At 41.1% G+C, this 16,342-nt stretch carries 13 protein-coding genes; 4 read left to right on the top strand and 9 right to left on the bottom strand.

Going from position 1 to position 16,342, the window contains the following annotated elements:
* Window positions 1–7: 7 nt before the first annotated feature.
* The 3 genes from fadB to fadD are packed head-to-tail and all read right to left on the bottom strand — an operon-like array spanning window position 8 to window position 5,067.
* Window positions 8–2,266 carry a 3-hydroxyacyl-CoA dehydrogenase/crotonase FadB gene (fadB, locus tag M0R79_RS00960; RefSeq protein WP_248416801.1) on the bottom strand — a complete coding sequence of 753 codons (2,259 nt, stop codon included), beginning with the start codon at window positions 2,264–2,266 and terminating at the stop codon, window positions 8–10.
* Between the two features lie 35 nt (window positions 2,267–2,301).
* Window positions 2,302–3,507 carry an acyl-CoA dehydrogenase FadE gene (gene fadE / locus M0R79_RS00955; protein WP_248416802.1) on the bottom strand — a complete coding sequence of 402 codons (1,206 nt, stop codon included), beginning with the start codon at window positions 3,505–3,507 and terminating at the stop codon, window positions 2,302–2,304.
* A gap of 24 nt (window positions 3,508–3,531) precedes the next feature.
* A complete protein-coding gene (fadD, locus tag M0R79_RS00950) occupies window positions 3,532–5,067 on the bottom strand; it encodes a long-chain-fatty-acid--CoA ligase FadD (protein ID WP_248416803.1) in 1,536 nt (511 codons plus the stop codon).
* A gap of 228 nt (window positions 5,068–5,295) precedes the next feature.
* Between fadD and M0R79_RS00945 the strand changes: the two genes are divergently transcribed.
* From M0R79_RS00945 to folK, 4 genes are read left to right on the top strand one after another with little or no spacing between them, the layout of a single operon-like run.
* Window positions 5,296–6,639, top strand: a complete 1,344-nt coding sequence (locus M0R79_RS00945; RefSeq protein ID WP_248416804.1) for a bifunctional folylpolyglutamate synthase/dihydrofolate synthase — start codon at window positions 5,296–5,298, stop codon at window positions 6,637–6,639.
* 14 nt (window positions 6,640–6,653) lie between these two features.
* Window positions 6,654–7,208 carry a GTP cyclohydrolase I FolE gene (gene folE, locus M0R79_RS00940; RefSeq protein ID WP_248416805.1) on the top strand — a complete coding sequence of 185 codons (555 nt, stop codon included), beginning with the start codon at window positions 6,654–6,656 and terminating at the stop codon, window positions 7,206–7,208.
* Window positions 7,208–7,690 (top strand): HD domain-containing protein, encoded by a 483-nt coding sequence (locus M0R79_RS00935; RefSeq protein WP_248416806.1) that lies wholly within the window; start codon window positions 7,208–7,210, stop codon window positions 7,688–7,690. Before folE ends, M0R79_RS00935 begins: the two co-directional genes overlap by 1 nt.
* A 14-nt stretch (window positions 7,691–7,704) precedes the next feature.
* Window positions 7,705–8,535 carry a 2-amino-4-hydroxy-6-hydroxymethyldihydropteridine diphosphokinase gene (gene folK, locus M0R79_RS00930; RefSeq protein ID WP_248416807.1) on the top strand — a complete coding sequence of 277 codons (831 nt, stop codon included), beginning with the start codon at window positions 7,705–7,707 and terminating at the stop codon, window positions 8,533–8,535.
* Window positions 8,536–8,870: 335 nt separating this feature from the next.
* Here the strand turns inward: folK and tuf are convergent, their stop codons facing one another.
* From tuf to M0R79_RS00900, 6 genes are all read right to left on the bottom strand, one after another.
* The gene (gene tuf / locus M0R79_RS00925; RefSeq protein WP_248416808.1) at window positions 8,871–10,055 is read right to left on the bottom strand and encodes an elongation factor Tu; all 1,185 of its coding nucleotides are present in this window, start codon (window positions 10,053–10,055) and stop codon (window positions 8,871–8,873) included.
* Between the two features lie 138 nt (window positions 10,056–10,193).
* Window positions 10,194–12,272, bottom strand: coding sequence for an elongation factor G (fusA, locus tag M0R79_RS00920; protein WP_248416809.1), 2,079 nt, complete (start codon window positions 12,270–12,272; stop codon window positions 10,194–10,196).
* A gap of 85 nt (window positions 12,273–12,357) precedes the next feature.
* Window positions 12,358–12,828, bottom strand: a complete 471-nt coding sequence (rpsG, locus tag M0R79_RS00915) for a 30S ribosomal protein S7 (RefSeq protein WP_092571566.1) — start codon at window positions 12,826–12,828, stop codon at window positions 12,358–12,360.
* A 49-nt stretch (window positions 12,829–12,877) separates the two neighbouring features.
* Window positions 12,878–13,291, bottom strand: coding sequence for a 30S ribosomal protein S12 (rpsL, locus tag M0R79_RS00910; protein WP_092571568.1), 414 nt, complete (start codon window positions 13,289–13,291; stop codon window positions 12,878–12,880).
* Between the two features lie 734 nt (window positions 13,292–14,025).
* Window positions 14,026–15,468 carry an APC family permease gene (locus M0R79_RS00905; protein WP_248416810.1) on the bottom strand — a complete coding sequence of 481 codons (1,443 nt, stop codon included), beginning with the start codon at window positions 15,466–15,468 and terminating at the stop codon, window positions 14,026–14,028.
* A gap of 185 nt (window positions 15,469–15,653) precedes the next feature.
* Window positions 15,654–16,334 carry a TlpA family protein disulfide reductase gene (locus M0R79_RS00900; protein WP_248416811.1) on the bottom strand — a complete coding sequence of 227 codons (681 nt, stop codon included), beginning with the start codon at window positions 16,332–16,334 and terminating at the stop codon, window positions 15,654–15,656.
* Between the last annotated feature and the right edge of the window lie 8 nt (window positions 16,335–16,342).

Genomic DNA, 16,342 nt, shown 5'->3' with positions numbered 1-16,342 from the left:
CATTTTTCTAGTTTCTTAGTGGTTTATGAGTTTCTAGCATGTGGGTAATTCGTTCATAAGTTTTTTGATTATGAACAAGTCTGACAAAGGCTTCTCTTTCCAAATCTTGTAGCCAAGCTTGATTAATCAATGCCCCTCGCGGAATGTCGCCCCCAGCTACTACATGAGCCAAGGCCAAGCAGATTTCCATATCGTAATCGCTGATAAAACCACCTACTCGCATGGCATCCAATTGAGCTTCAACCACCGCTTCAAAATCTTGACCCAGGCCAACAAAGTTTTGTCGACTGCGTGGAATATAATTGCTTTTAGCCAACAACTTAGCATAAGCCAAAGCGATAGGAACTCTTTTATCGCCATTATTAATAATTAAATCAGTTTCGCGCAAAATAAAGTTGCGTCTGGCTTCATAGGCATTCATGTAAACTTTTGCTTGGGCAATATTACTTACCGCATCAGCTAAGAGTTTAATCTTATTGGCTTCTAGCCCTGGTTGGGTCATGATACGTTCGGTTATTTCAGCCAGGCCTCCGCCAGCTGGAATCAGTCCGACGCCCACTTCAACCAGTCCAATATAACTTTCAGCCGCAGCGACCACATAAGGTGAGGCTAAGAGTAATTCACAACCGCCTCCTAAAGCTCGACCTTGAGCCGCCGTAACGATTGGTTTACTTGCATAGCGGATGCGATTGACTGCTTGATGAAGTTCTTTGACGGTTGTGTCAATGACTTCTTGAATTTGATTGGCTTCAATCGTTTCCCGAACCAGCTTTAAATTGGCTCCGAGCGAGAAGTGAGGTCCCTTAGAACTGATGACCATCGAAGAATAAGGTCCTTCTTCTAAGCGATCTACCGCTTCGACAATTGCTTGCGATAGCTCATCATTAATCGTATTATTGGCTGTTTGAATCATAAAGATGAGCTGTTGGTCTTGAGTTACCTTCAGGCTTGATTGACCAGGACGATCCCATAGAACTTCTTCAATGGCTATCTGATCAGATGAAGCGCTAGTATCAGCTTTTGTATCGGCATAGAATGGCGTGTTGCGTTCCTTTACCCAATCCGGCAAGGCGACGCCTTCTTCTTGCATCCGTTCCTTTACTCGGTCGAATCCCATTAAGTCCCATAGTTGGAAAGGTCCGTATTGCCAATTGAAGCCCCAAACCATCGCCTGATCAATCGCTTTATAATCCTCGCTGGCTTTGGGCACATTCTGAGCAGCATAGGCAAAGGTTTCACGCAAGCTTTCCCAAAGGAATTTAGCAGCCGGATCTTGCTCGGTAAAAATAAGATCAAGATTTTCTTTAACATTCTTAGTAAATTTAGCTAAGAGTGGTAATTGAACCTTTTCAAGGGGTTGGTATTCCATGGTTTCTAAATTTAATACGTATTTGTTTCGTCCCTCACGCTTATAGAAACCAGCTTTAGCTTTATTTCCTAACAGACCTTTTTCAACCATCGCTGGCAATGATTTAACTGGATGGAAGAATTTCGCTTCACTTGGATCTTGGCGTAAACCTTGACTGACAAAGAGGGCAATATCATTACCCACAAGGTCTGACAAGGTGTAGGTTCCCATCGGCCGACCAATGGCCTTACCGGTGAGTGCATCCACTTCAGCCACTGACAAGCCAGCTTGTTCAGCCCGAGACATAATCTCGCCCATGGCATGAACCCCGGTCCGATTAGCGACAAAGGCTGGCACATCATTGGCAACAACCACGCCTTTACCAAGGACATCTTCAGCAAAAGCCTTAACTTCAGCCACGAGTTCAGGAGAACTAGACTTATTCGGAATTAATTCAATTAATTTCATAAAGCGCGGTGGGTTAAAGAAATGGAGTCCAATAAAACGCTGACGAGTTGCTTCGTCAAATACCTTGGCAATCATGTTAATGGGAATACCTGAAGTATTCGTTGCTAGAATCGCTGATGCTTTCGCCACGCCGGCCACCTTGGACCAAACTTCATATTTAATCTTGATATCTTCTTTAACTGCTTCAATAAATATATCGGCGTCTGACGGTTGACTTAAATCATCATCAAAATTTCCATAGCTTAGATTTCCTGCAAAGCTGGGATCAAATAACATGCCCTTCTTCGGATCGACGATACGATCGTACCCCGCTTTGGCTAACTTATTCTTATCTTGGGGATCAATGGCAACATCTAGTAACTTAACGCGTAAACCTGCATTGACCAAGAGTGCGGCAATCTGGCTCCCCATTACTCCCGCCCCCAGGACGGTTGCATTTCTTATTGTCATGGTCTTCCCTCCATCTAAAATTTTAGCGATACCGCTTAATTAAAGGCAGCTTGTCCGGTTAAAGCTCGGCCGATTACTAAGGCATTGACTTCATGGGTTCCTTCATAAGTAAAGATAGCTTCCGCATCATTAAAGAAGCGGGCAATATCATAGTCTACCACGATACCATTTCCTCCACAGATGCCTCGACCCATCGCCACGGATTCTCTTAGACGTAAAGCATTATGCATCTTACCAATCGAAGTCACTACTTCGTTATAATCGCCTTCTTCTTGCAGATCAGCAATTTGGGCACATAAGGCCATGGCACTGGTTAGGTTCGCTTGCATCATGGCTAATTTCTCTTGAACTAATTGATAATTTGAAATTTCTTTACCGAACTGTTTCCGTTCCATCACATATTTACGGGTTGCTCGCAGTGCACCAGCCATCGCTCCGGTAGCCATGAAAGCAACTGAAGCCCGGGTAGAATATAAAACCTTGGCAATATCTTTAAATGTATTAATATTCTGCAAGCGATCTGTTTCAGCAACCTCAACATCTTTCAACTCAATGTTGCAATTTGGTACAATTCTTAGAGCAATCTTGTTCTCAATCACATCAATCTTGACACCAGCTTGATCTCTTTTAACGATAAAGCATTTTGGTTTATTGGTCTCAGTATCACGGGCAAAGACTGGAATGACATCAGCGACGATGGCGCCACCGATCCAACGTTTTTGTCCGTTAAGAATCCATTTGTCTCCTTCTCGCTTAGCTTGGGTTTCTAACCCCCAGGCCACATCAGAACCATGATCAGGTTCAGTTAAGGCGAAACAGGTCCGTAACTTATGGCTGGCCAAAGCCGGAATATATTTCGCTAGCTGTTCCTGACTACCACCGAAGAAGAAGGAGTTGAATCCTAATCCAGAGTGAACACCCAGTAAGGTACTTAGAGAAACATCGAAACGAGCTAAGGTATAAGTAAAGAAGAATTGAAACAATTGGCTGGTCAATTTCTTGCCAGGTCGATCCTGGAACAAGAGCGGATTCTGCATATAATTTAATTGACCTAGATCCTCAAAGAAGCCTTCTGGAACGGTGGCATCCACCCAGTGTTGATTTAAGTCTTTACGATATTTTTGTTCTAACAGGTCATTCAATTGTTTTAAGAATTCAACTTCTCCATCGGTTAAATGGCGACTAATTTTTAAGACGTCTTCCGGATAATATTGGGCCAAAATTTCTTTACGTTGTGTCATCGTTTATTCCTCCTCTAATATGCTTTAAGCATTCACCGTTTTTTCTTTTTCCTTCTCTTTAGCGTAGGCATTCATCATTTCTCGTAAGACCAAACGATCTGGCTTACCGGTTGAGTTTACTGGCAGTTGATCTAAGACAAGATATAATTTAGGCGTCTTATAGCCGGCCAAATTCTTCAAGCAATATTCGTCAAGTACTTTTTCATAATCATCATGATGCAAGGCTTCCTTATTCAGAATAACCGCTGCTGAGACCGATTCACCAAAGACTGGGTTATCATAACCAATCACAATCGCTGTCTTAATTAACGGATGCTTATTCAGCACGACTTCGACTTCAGAAGGCAAGACATTCTCGCCACCAGTAATAATTAATTCTTTCTTACGGTTGATAATGGTAATCACGCCATCTTCAGTCATGGTGGCCAAGTCACCGGATTTATAAAATCCTTGATAGAATTCAGTTTCGTTAAGCTGTGGTAAATTCCAGTATCCTGGGGTCACATTCTCGCCACTGATGAGCAATTCTCCCAACTCACCATACGGTACTTCTTCCATCGCTTCATTGACCACTTTAAATTCCACATTGGCAATAGCTCGACCAATGCCATTTGGATGTTTTTTAGCAAGTTCAGGTGGATTGTAAGTACATAAAGGTGCTTCAGTCATCCCATAAACGTTCAGAATTTGAACGCCAAACTGATTAAAGGCCTGGGTAATCTCAGGCAGTGGTGGTGAACCTCCAGAGATACAGTATTCTACGGGTTCAAGAATACTGGGATGAAATTCTTTATTGGCTAATAAGGCATAATACATGGTTGGAATCAATACCAGAATACTTGGTTTATAGGTTACTATTCGATCAACAATCGTCTTAGGTTCAAAGTAACGTTCCAAGATTAGCGTTCCACCGATCATTAAAATCGTAACAGCCAAGTCGTTGAAGGCCACCACATGGAACATTGGTGCAAAAATAATTGTCGAAGAGGATTGATGGAAATCCCAAGACATAATTTCGTTAAAAGTATTATTTCGATAACTATGGTGAGTATGAATCACCCCTTTAGGTGTTCCCGTTGAACCACTGGTATAGATCAACATGGCCACATCATCTGGCTGTAAATCGACACTCTTAAACGGCCGGTGTGAGCTAGGATCCACGATGGCATTATATTCAGCTTCATCGACGTTATATTTGATATATTCTTGTGGCACTTCAGCTAAGCGATCATAATGGTTGGTCGCATATAAGATATATTCAATACCTGCATCCTCGACAATCCGAGCAATCTCAACGGCTTTGAGTCGCCAGTTCAGGGGTACAAAGACGGCCCCTAATTTTATCGAAGCTAAGAACAAATCAATTACCGCGATATCATTGGGAACGAATGCTCCCACGCGGTCCCCCTTCTTGATCCCCTGTTCTTGTAAATGATTCGCTAAATTTTCGGCACGAATATTTAGCTCACGATAGGTCCATTGAGTCTTCTTACCTGCATCAATGACGGCAACTTTATCTGGATTTGCAATTGATCTCCCCTTAATCCAATCAAAATCCATTAAATAACCCCTCCCTAATTTATATTCCATTTATTTGGTATCTTCATCATAGTGGTAATTGTTTGCGCTTACAAATTAGAACTTCTTAGGAAACGGATAAGAAAATCTTATCTGACTGACAAAATCTCTCAACTTCAATCTCATCGGAAAGAAATCCTTTAAATCGCGTACAATCTGTATTAGAATGAAGGCCATGGAAATGATTACATGAAAGAATAGAGTGATAATATGCACGGAGCCAATAAAGCTGTCGAATGGCTCAATCAATACCACAGCAAAGAGCCGCGACTCGGTTTAGAACGAGTTCAAGCCCTATTAGACTTGGTCGGTCATCCTGAACGCAAGAGTAAAGTCATCCACATTGCCGGTACCAATGGCAAGGGATCTACCATCGCTCACCTGTATCAATTACTTAGAAGTCAGGGTCTCAGCGTCGGTATCTTCTCATCGCCTTATATGATGGCCTATGAAGAACAAATGACCATTAACCAAGAACCGATTCCGACTGAAGAATTAAGTAAATATATTCAACGATACCAACAAATCTTTAGCGTGCATGGAAATACTAGTCAAATCAAAGGCATCACTGAGTTCGAGCTAGTGACCGTAATTGCCTATGATTATTTCGCTCAAGAAGCCGTGGATTGGGTCATTATGGAGACTGGACTCGGCGGTTTGCTAGATTCTACCAATGTCTGCTTGCCAGAATTAACTGGGATCACAACGATTGGTCTAGACCACCAGGCCATTTTAGGCGAGACACTCGCCGAAATCGCCCAACAAAAAGCGGGAATTATCAAAGCAGGTGCCCCGCTTGTTACTGGTAAGATTGATCGTCAAGCTCTGCAAGTGATTCAAGCTCAAGCGAATAAAGTAGCTGTTCCTACTTATCAATTCGGTCAGGATTATCAAGTCAGTCCATTGACTGATGAAAACCCAGCCAGTGAAGGAGAAACTTTCCGCTATCATAGTCCATTTGCTGATTCACCCATTGACAAAGCTAACTTCCGCACCCCTTTATTAGGAGAGCAACAAATTGAAAATGCGGGCATGGCCTTGGCCTTGTTTGAAGTTCTGGCAGATAAATATCATTGGACTTATGATGTCGGCCAGATACAGGCAGCCTTAGACCATACCTTTATTGCCGGTCGCATGGAGAAATTAACGGATAATCCAAGAATTATTCTTGATGGCGCTCATAATCCCCATGCTGTCCAACGCTTGGTAGACAATTTACAAAGCCGTTTTGCTGATAAACAGATCGATATGCTATTTGCCTGCATTAATACCAAAGACATCCAAACGATGTTGGATCAATTACATCAACTACCCTTAGCTAGCTTTAATTTGACTCAATTTGAACATGATAATGCCTTTTCAAGTACAGAACTTCAAGGCTATCTACAAGAGGGAGATCAATTTATTAGCGACTGGAAAGCATTTGTTGATCAATATCTACAAGAAGCCCAAGCAAAAGACACACAACAATCTCTGCTAGTCATCACTGGATCGCTCTATTTCTTAAGTCAGATTCGTCCGTATTTGATCGAGCGATTATATTTAGACCTATAATAGGAGGAAACAAAATGAATAAAGAAAAAATTGAAAAAGCTGTCCAAATGATTATCGAAGCGATTGGCGAAGATCCAAAAAGAGAGGGTTTAGTTGAAACGCCTCAGCGGATTGCCAAGATGTACCAAGAAGTCTTCTCCGGCTTGAATCAAACTGCCGAAAGCCATTTGCAAAAATCATTTGAAATCGTTGATAATAATCTAGTGGTCGAGAAAGATATCAATTTCCACTCCATGTGTGAACACCATTTCTTGCCATTCTGGGGTAAGGCGCATATTGCCTATATCCCTTCAGGACGTGTGGCTGGACTTTCCAAATTAGCTCGGACTGTTGATGTCTATGCCCGCAAACCACAAATCCAAGAACGATTGACCTTGGAGATTACTGAAGCATTGATGACTTATTTGAAAGCCCAAGGAGCAATGGTTGTTATTGAAGCTGAACATATGTGTATGAACATGCGTGGCGTTCAAAAACCAGGAACCAAGACCGTTACCTGTGTGGCTAAGGGGTGCCTTGAAACCGACAAAGAATTAAAAGCTGAAGCTTTTCGTATGATGGGCTTATAATGAACAATACTAATTATTTATTAACTCATGATTCTTACCAAAAACTGGTAAAAGATTTAGCAGACCAAGAAAGTGAACGAATTTTCTGCAAGCATTCATTACAACACTTCATCGATGTGGCGCGGATTTGCTATATTCATTGTCTTGAAGACCAGATTCCTGTTGACAAAGATCTAGTCTATGTAACAGCATTGCTCCATGATTTAGGTCGCAGTCTCTCTGGGACGGATGGAAAAGACCACCATCTCCACTCGTTGGAGATTGCTCGATCATTCCTGCAAGAAATGGATTTCAATCCTGAGCAACAAGCGCTCATCTTACAAGCAATTAGTCAGCACCGTCACAGCCAGGAAATTGCTACAGACCCTTTTGTCCGTGCCTTTCAATTAGCAGACAAAGAAGCCCGCTTATGTTTCCAATGTCCGGCCTACGACCTATGTTATTGGCCCGAAGAACGTAAGAATCAAGTCCTCAAATATTAAGGAAGGTGAACGTGATGGATCAACTTATCATCAAAGACCTGGAAGTCTATGCTTATCATGGTCTCTTTCAAAGTGAAAAAGATCTGGGGCAAAAGTTCTACTTGACCTTAGCCCTTAGCTACGACATGAGTCAAGCAGCCATTCAAGAAGACTTAGATCAATCGATTGATTATGGAAAGCTCTGCCAACAATTGACCCAATGGATGCAAGAAACTAGCTATGACTTTATTGAAACGGTGGCCTATCGACTTTGTCAGAAGATATTAGACTTGTATCCGCTAGTCTCTGCAGTTGAATTAGAACTCGCCAAACCCAGTGCACCTGTCCCCCTTCCGTTGAATACTTGTGCGGTTAGGGTTAAACGCCAGCGCCACCGAGCTTATATCGCCCTTGGTAGTAATCAAGGTGATCGTCAAGCATATCTGGATCAAGCACTAAGAGCTATGGCCGATCATGGTCTAAAAGTCATCCAGGCATCCAGTCAAATTAAAACCCCAGCCTGGGGTAAGACCGACCAGCCTGATTTTTTAAATCAGGTCGTCGAAGTTGAAACGACTGAAACAGCTGATTATCTTTTGACTATTTTGCAATCGATCGAGAACGAATCAGGTCGTATTCGTACTGAACATTGGGGACCTCGTACTTTAGATTTAGATCTCTTATTCTATGATCAAGAACAGATTTATACAGACCGGCTGATTGTTCCCCATCCTTACATTCAAGAACGTCTCTTTGTCTTAGAACCATTGAACGAAATTGCCCCTCATTGGCTCCATCCAGTTTTAAAACAAAGTGTAAAGCAACTCTATCAACAACTTAAAGAGAATGAAGAGGCTCATTCATAAGACCATGTTTCCATATTTAAAAGACCGTTCGAAAGCTTTATTTGCTTTTCGAGCGGTCTTTATATTGGAAACTTTGTATTTCTTTTCAACTTCAAAACAAACATGAGCCTAATTCAGACAATAGGCAATCTAGACACCTTAGCAAATCTTCACGACTTATCGGTTAAATCTTGTCGAGTTAAATTCCTGATTTGAGGAACAGTCACTTTCTAGATGTTAGATTCGTAAGATTAGTCATGGCAGTGGCCTCCTGTAACTTGAAATTATGGAATACCTAAAAAATCCACCTGGATCATCTCCAAGTGGATTTTTCATTAAAACTTATATGAAATTAATTATTCATCAATTTCAGTAACAGTTCCGGCACCTACAGTACGTCCACCTTCACGGATTGAGAAACGAGTACCGTTTTCAATAGCGATTGGGTGAATCAATTCTACGGTCATCGTTACGTTATCACCAGGCATTACCATTTCAGTTCCTTCTGGTAATTCAACAACACCGGTAACGTCAGTTGTACGGAAGTAGAATTGTGGACGGTAGTTAGAGAAGAATGGAGTATGACGTCCACCTTCTTCTTTAGATAGAACATACACTTCAGCTTTAAATTTAGTATGAGGAGTGATGGTTCCAGGTGCAGCTAGAACTTGTCCACGTTCGATATCTTCACGAGTAACCCCACGAAGTAAAGCACCGATGTTATCTCCAGCTTCAGCGAAGTCTAACATCTTACGGAACATTTCAACACCGGTTACAGTAGTAGATTTAGTATCTTTAATACCAACGATTTCTACAACATCCCCAACTTTAATTTGGCCACGTTCAACACGACCAGTTGCAACGGTACCACGACCAGTGATAGAGAATACGTCTTCGACTGGCATCATAAATGGTTTGTCGGTGTCACGTTCTGGTTCTGGAATGTATTCGTCAACAGCAGCCATTAAGTCCATAATACGTTGTTCCCATTTTTCGTCACCTTCTAAGGCTTTCAATGAAGAACCAACGATAACAGGTACTTCATCTCCTGGGTAGTCGTATTCTGATAAGAGGTCACGAACTTCTAATTCTACTAATTCTAGTAGTTCTTCGTCGTCAACCATGTCAGCTTTGTTTAAGTAAACTACGAAGTAAGGAACCCCTACTTGACGTGATAACAAGATATGTTCACGAGTTTGAGGCATTGGACCATCAGCTGCAGAAACAACGATGATAGCACCGTCCATTTGCGCAGCACCAGTGATCATGTTTTTGATGTAGTCCGCGTGTCCTGGAGCGTCCACGTGAGCGTAGTGACGGTTTTCAGTTTCGTACTCAACGTGAGAAGTGTTGATGGTAATTCCACGTTCTTTTTCTTCTGGAGCATTATCGATGGAAGCATAGTCTTTAGCTTCACCAAGACCATGTTTAGCCAATACGGTAGCGATTGCTGCAGTTGTAGTAGTTTTACCGTGGTCAACGTGTCCTAAAGTCCCAATATTAACATGGGGTTTGGTACGTTCGTATTTTTCTTTTGACATTAAGTATTCCTCCTTAAGATATATCGCTTTAATAATTATAGACTATTGTTTAATCTATCGAAATTAGTATACCGTTATTTAGCGGTAATTTCAACAAATCACCGCTAAGCCGGTAAGGAAATCATTGACTTTTCGGCATTATTTACCGTGTTTTGCAATAATTTCTTCTTGAATTGATTTTGGAACAGCTTCATAGTGGTCAAATTGCATAGTAAAGGTTCCGCGTCCTTGGGTTGAAGAACGTAAGGTAGTTGCGTAACCAAACATTTCAGATAATGGAACGAATGATTTAACAATTTGAGCGTTTCCGCGAGCTTCGGTTCCTTCAATTCGACCACGACGTGAGTTGACATGGCCCATAACATCTCCTAAGTATTCTTCTGGAACAGTGATATCAACCGACATCATTGGTTCAAGAATAACTGGATCTGCATGTTTAGCTGCTTCACGTAAAGCTAGAGAAGCGGCCACTTTAAAGGCTGTTTCTGAAGAGTCGACATCGTGGTATGATCCATCATATAGTTTCGCTTTAACGTCAACTAATGGATAACCTGCAAGGACCCCATTTTCCATCGCATCTTGTAGACCTGCGTCAACAGATGGAATGTATTCACGAGGTACAACCCCACCAACGATAGCGTCTTCGAACTCATAACCGCCACCTTCAGTATTTGGTGTAAATTCAATCCATACATCCCCGTATTGTCCTTTACCACCTGATTGGCGAACGAATTTACCTTGAGCTTGTACAGATTTACGGAAGGTTTCACGGTAAGAAACTTGAGGTGCACCTACCGTAGCGGATACTTTAAATTCACGTTTCAAACGGTCTACAATGATATCTAAGTGCAATTCACCCATACCAGCGATAATGGTTTGACCAGTTTCATGGTCAGTGGTTGCACGGAAGGTTGGATCTTCTTCAGCTAATTTAGCTAAAGCAGTTGACATCTTATCTTGGTCTGCTTTTGAATCTGGTTCAATGGCAACATTGATAACTGGCTCTGGGAATTCCATAGATTCAAGAATAACTGGTTGACCTTCTGCACATAGGGTATCACCGGTTCCGGTGTCTTTCAAACCAACAGCTGCGGCGATATCTCCAGCAAATACTTCTGGGATTTCTTCACGGTGGTTGGCGTGCATTTGTAGAATCCGACCAACACGTTCACGTTTGTCCTTTGTTGCGTTTAAGACATATGATCCTGCTTCAAGCGTTCCTGAATAGACACGGAAGAATGTTAAACGTCCAACAAATGGGTCAGTCATTACTTTGAAAGCTAAAGCTGCAAAGTCTTCAGAATCATCAGCATGATGTTCTAGTTCTTCATCAGAACCTGGAACTTTACCAATAATTGGTGGAACTTCTAATGGTGATGGTAGGTAATCAATAACCCCATCCAACATTAATTGAACCCCTTTATTCTTGAAGGCAGATCCAACAAAGACAGGATAGAATTCAACCGCTAAGGTTGCTTTACGGATCGCTGCTTTTAATTGATCAACTGGAATTTCTTCTCCTTCAAGGTACATCATCATGATTTCTTCATCGAAGTCCGCAATGGCTTCAATTAAGCTTGCATGTAGCTCTTCAGCTTGGTCCTTCAATTCAGCTGGGATTTCAATTTCATCAATTTGAGTTCCCAAGTCATTACCATAGTTGTAAGCTTTCATTTCTACTAAGTCGATAATTCCGGTGAAATTATCTTCAGCACCAATTGGTAATTGTACCGCATGCGCATTTGCCATCAAACGATCACGTAAGGTACCTACAGAATATAAGAAATCTGCACCCATCTTGTCCATCTTATTGATAAAGACAATCCGAGGAACACCATATGTCGTTGCTTGACGCCAAACTGTTTCAGTTTGAGGTTCTACCCCTGATTGGGCATCCAATACTGTTACTGCACCGTCTAGAACACGTAGAGAACGTTCAACCTCAACAGTAAAGTCCACGTGTCCTGGGGTATCGATAATATTTACTCGATAACCTTTCCATTGAGCAGTGGTCGCTGCTGAAGTGATTGTAATCCCACGTTCTTGTTCTTGGGCCATCCAGTCCATTTGTGCGCCCCCATCATGGGTTTCGCCAATTTTATGGATTTTACCAGTATAGTACAAGATACGTTCAGTGGTTGTCGTTTTACCAGCATCTATATGGGCCATAATCCCAATATTACGAGTATTTTCTAAAGAAAATTCTCTTTTTGCCATCCTACGTTACCCCTCTTTCATGTATTGAGTAAAAGTCTATAGAAACAATCTTTTTTTGATAAATAACGAAAAAATTTCGTTAAGTTTACCAACGATAATGAGCAAAAGCTTTGTTAGCTTCTGCAACTTTATGCATCTCTTCGCGTTTCTTCACAGATGCACCTGTGTTATTAGAAGCGTCGATGATTTCACGAGCAAGGCGTAATTCCATACTCTTTTCACCACGAAGTCTTGCATATTGAACTAACCAACGGATGGCTAGGGTTGTACGGCGGTCTGGACGCACCTCAACCGGTACTTGATAGTTTGAACCTCCGACACGGCGAGCTTTTACTTCTAATAATGGCATAATATTTTCCATAGCTTGTTCAAAGACTTCTAATGGATCTTGACCGGTTTGTTCACGGATAATATCAAAAGCTGAGTATAGAATGTTAGACGCTTTTCCACGTTTACCATCAACCATCATACGGTTAATAGTACGAGTAACTAATTTTGAATTATAAATTGGATCTGGCAAAACATCACGTTTTGCAATGGCTCCTTTACGAGGCATTCTTTTTCCTCCTTTCGGTGTATGTAATTAGAATAAATGATGGGTTGAATTATTTCTTAGGTTTCTTAGCACCGTATTTAGAACGGCCTTGTTGACGGTCAGAAACGCCAGCTGTATCTAAGGCACCACGTACGATATGGTAACGAACCCCTGGTAAGTCTTTCACACGACCCCCGCGAATAAGAACCACACTGTGTTCTTGTAGGTTGTGTCCTTCCCCTGGGATATATGCAGTAACTTCCATCAAGTTAGATAGACGTACACGGGCATATTTACGTAGGGCTGAGTTAGGTTTCTTAGGTGTCATGGTTCCAACACGGGTACATACACCACGTTTTTGAGGTGACATTGTCGTTGTTGTTGAACGTTTGAAACTGTTGTAACCCACGTTAAGCGCAGGAGATTTAGATTTTTCAATTTGAGATTTACGAGGTTTTCTGATTAATTGATTGATTGTAGGCATTAATTGTCCTCCTCCCATTTTCTTAGTCCACACATCCAAGTGTGTCATCTTATGTTAAAAAATATTTAGCAATGGAAACATTGCTAGTTGTGCTTTAAAACAGTCAGCACGACTGAAATACAGGAATCTGTCCTTAAAACACCTTTGTAAGGATAACATGAATAAACAAACACGTCAATCATTATTGGAAAAGAAATGGCTTCTGCTTGTAAATTTTTTGATCATTAGAATATTGGTTAATTTCTCAAAAAGAATAAATTACCGAATCTGTCTGACTGACAAGCGACCGTCCTTCAAAGCAAGCTTTTCCGGACTAGATCCACTAGATCATCTCTAACCGACAAGTCGATAAGAGCTGATAAGCTACGTGAATCTTCTTTATGCTTGTGAGTCAACAGATTCGGATATTCTTTTTGTCAGTGATCCACTTCTTATTTACAAGCAACAGCTAAAAAGTGATGAGTTTGCTAAATGAATAATGATGGTTAAGAAATTTTATTTTAGACCTCATCTTCTTTAATCCAGAGGCATCAAGGGAATGATGTGGGTAAAGGATGCTAATCCGATAGTTTGTCATGAATCCTGCACGGCTTTTTCTTATAATTTTGCATCTTGTTTCAATTTTACCTGTATAAAAAACCATGCATCAACTAAATGACGCATGGTCCAAAATTTATTTACCGGTTTATTTGAGAGCTAGCAGTTCAAAGTCCTTTTTATCGGATATTCTTACTTTAAATCTCTCCTGCTTGAAGCTTTTCGTCTTCACGACGGCGTAATACTGGCAGGATAATGCCTAATAGTATTAATACAATTGGAGTGATGATATTTAGGGCCAATTGGAATGGATCGTCTGAATAGGCTCCTAACAAGCAGCACGCTAAGGTTACCAAGAAGCACCAGCCGCCGAAGAATAGGGCCACCGTATTATTCTTGACAAACATGTATTCGCGGTGGAATTTATCAGATTGCCGGCGTAAGAATAAATAGGCTGCAAATACCCAGAGATAGCGGAAAGGCATAATAATCGAATTCAATTTAGTTAATTGCTTCAAGACAGTAGCTGCTCCAGGCACAACCATTTGAGCAACGATAATCGCTCCACAAAGCACGACCACCATGTAAATTCCGTTGATATAAGCCCCATGACGGTTTTGTTTTAATAGCGAACGCGGTATAAATTGACTCGTTCTCGGGTCTCCTAAGAGCATACGAAGTGGCGCATCAATTGAAATAACGAGGGTCGCAAATTGACCGATCATATTACATAGGGCGTAGATAATCATAAAGAGTTTGCCTACTCCGTAATATTCACCCAATTTACCAAAAGCGATATAAGCCCCATTGGCTAAGTAAGAGTCAAAGGCTTGTGGTGATTCATTAATCACCGCTGGATCTAACATCATACCCATGGCAATAGTCCCAAAGATCGCCGAGATAACCACCATCACGGCGGCGAAAATCATTGATTTTGGAAACTCATGAGCAGGGTCACCATCCATTTTGTTAACGTAAGGAGAAATCTTTTCAATCCCACCCACTGCAAAGACTAAAATTGATAAGTTAGTAAAATAATGCCAATCAAAGTTAGGGATAAAATTCTTCAAACTCCAATCAATATTCAGATAACCCCCATTTGGGTTAATGGCTGGGGCGGCAAACATCATTAAGATAAATAAAATACTCATTACAAACATACTAGATCCGGCCAGGGTCGCCAGATTCTTCAATGGATTAATTCCCATACTAGCAATCCAACAGAAGAAAAGGAAAATAATTAAAGTGACTAATTGGACCCAGACAGTCGGTAAACTATCATACAAAGTAGAATCTTGAAAGACAATCCAAGATAAGGCTTTTAGACCACCAGATCCCTTAGAAGCGATATAAGTAACGTGGCAGGCCCAGTAAGTCCAACCAGTATAATAGGCCAACTTGGTACTGGAAGTCTCTTGAATCCAAGAAGTTACCCCGCCTTCTAAAGTTTTAAAGGCAGAGCCCATTTCCCCGACCATTAAGGCATACGGAATAAAATACAGCAAAAACATAAGAACCCATGAGAAAATGACTTGAGTTCCATTAAAGAAGATAAAACCATTTACAACATTTCCAAAGCCCCAAAGTGTTGAGAAACACATAAAGGCCAGTATATGCCATTTAATTTTTTTCTCTTCCATTTGATTCCTCCTATACTAAATTAATCCAACTTATGCTAATTATAGCTAACTTCTAGTCAGGAGGAGGGAAAATTTGAAAAGGATTACATGATAAATATCTCATCAGGAGGTGTTATCGTATAATTAATATCTCATAATCCTAAATAATCTCTCATATTATGTTGTATTTTAACTTTTTTTCATGCTTACGGCAGCAATTCTTTAATAATTTCTCTCATGCCGGCTTCAGGAACTAACCCACGAAATCCATAAAGGATTTGGCCATCTTGATCGACGATCAGGGTGGAAGGCAGCGTCCTTACACCGAGCCCAATTTGATTGGATAAGGCATGGTCATAATATACTGGGAAAGTGTAACCCGAGTCTTGAATAAATTGTTTCGCCTTGTCGATAGTTTCTGTCGGTTTAGATTGACTGGCATTCAACATGATAAAACCAATATCTTGACCATATTCATCATACAAGTCTTGCAAGTAAGGCATTTCTTTGCGACATGGGGGACACCAGGAAGCCCAGAAATTGATTATAGTTGGTTTGTCAATTAAATCTTTCAACTGAATACGTTGGCCTTGCGAATCTTCAACATAAGTTTCAGGTAATAACGGAGCATCGCTCGGAGTCGGTGATTCAGGCTGACTGCTCTCCACTGAATGCGATGAGGTCTTCGTCTCTTCGGTTGACCCGTTCATTTTTTCCTCTGAAGTAGCCCGTTCTGATTGAGATTCTGTGCTTTCTAGCCTTTGCTTGACTTCTCCCGCCTGATTTGCCCTTTGCAGGATATCAGCATCCTCTTGACGATTCATCATGAAATTCGCAGCGATAAATAATATAACTAAACTTAGTAAAATTCCGATGACTTTTTTCATGTTAATTC

The sequence above is a fragment of the Ignavigranum ruoffiae genome, assembly GCF_023195815.2.
Classification (GTDB): Bacteria; Bacillota; Bacilli; order Lactobacillales; family Aerococcaceae; genus Ignavigranum; species Ignavigranum ruoffiae.
This window is presented reverse-complemented; position numbering and strand designations above follow the sequence as displayed.

Excerpts from the sequence above, each read along its gene's own strand:
- fadB (WP_248416801.1), bottom strand. The coding sequence starts at position 2,266 with ATGACAATAAGAAATGCAACCGTCCTGGGGGCGGGAGTAATGGGGAGC.
- fadE (WP_248416802.1), bottom strand. The coding sequence starts at position 3,507 with ATGACACAACGTAAAGAAATTTTGGCCCAATATTATCCGGAAGACGTC.
- fadD (WP_248416803.1), bottom strand. The coding sequence starts at position 5,067 with ATGGATTTTGATTGGATTAAGGGGAGATCAATTGCAAATCCAGATAAA.
- M0R79_RS00945 (WP_248416804.1), top strand. The coding sequence starts at position 5,296 with ATGCACGGAGCCAATAAAGCTGTCGAATGGCTCAATCAATACCACAGC.
- folE (WP_248416805.1), top strand. The coding sequence starts at position 6,654 with ATGAATAAAGAAAAAATTGAAAAAGCTGTCCAAATGATTATCGAAGCG.
- M0R79_RS00935 (WP_248416806.1), top strand. The coding sequence starts at position 7,208 with ATGAACAATACTAATTATTTATTAACTCATGATTCTTACCAAAAACTG.
- folK (WP_248416807.1), top strand. The coding sequence starts at position 7,705 with ATGGATCAACTTATCATCAAAGACCTGGAAGTCTATGCTTATCATGGT.
- tuf (WP_248416808.1), bottom strand. The coding sequence starts at position 10,055 with ATGTCAAAAGAAAAATACGAACGTACCAAACCCCATGTTAATATTGGG.
- fusA (WP_248416809.1), bottom strand. The coding sequence starts at position 12,272 with ATGGCAAAAAGAGAATTTTCTTTAGAAAATACTCGTAATATTGGGATT.
- rpsG (WP_092571566.1), bottom strand. The coding sequence starts at position 12,828 with ATGCCTCGTAAAGGAGCCATTGCAAAACGTGATGTTTTGCCAGATCCA.
- rpsL (WP_092571568.1), bottom strand. The coding sequence starts at position 13,291 with ATGCCTACAATCAATCAATTAATCAGAAAACCTCGTAAATCTCAAATT.
- M0R79_RS00905 (WP_248416810.1), bottom strand. The coding sequence starts at position 15,468 with ATGGAAGAGAAAAAAATTAAATGGCATATACTGGCCTTTATGTGTTTC.
- M0R79_RS00900 (WP_248416811.1), bottom strand. The coding sequence starts at position 16,334 with ATGAAAAAAGTCATCGGAATTTTACTAAGTTTAGTTATATTATTTATC.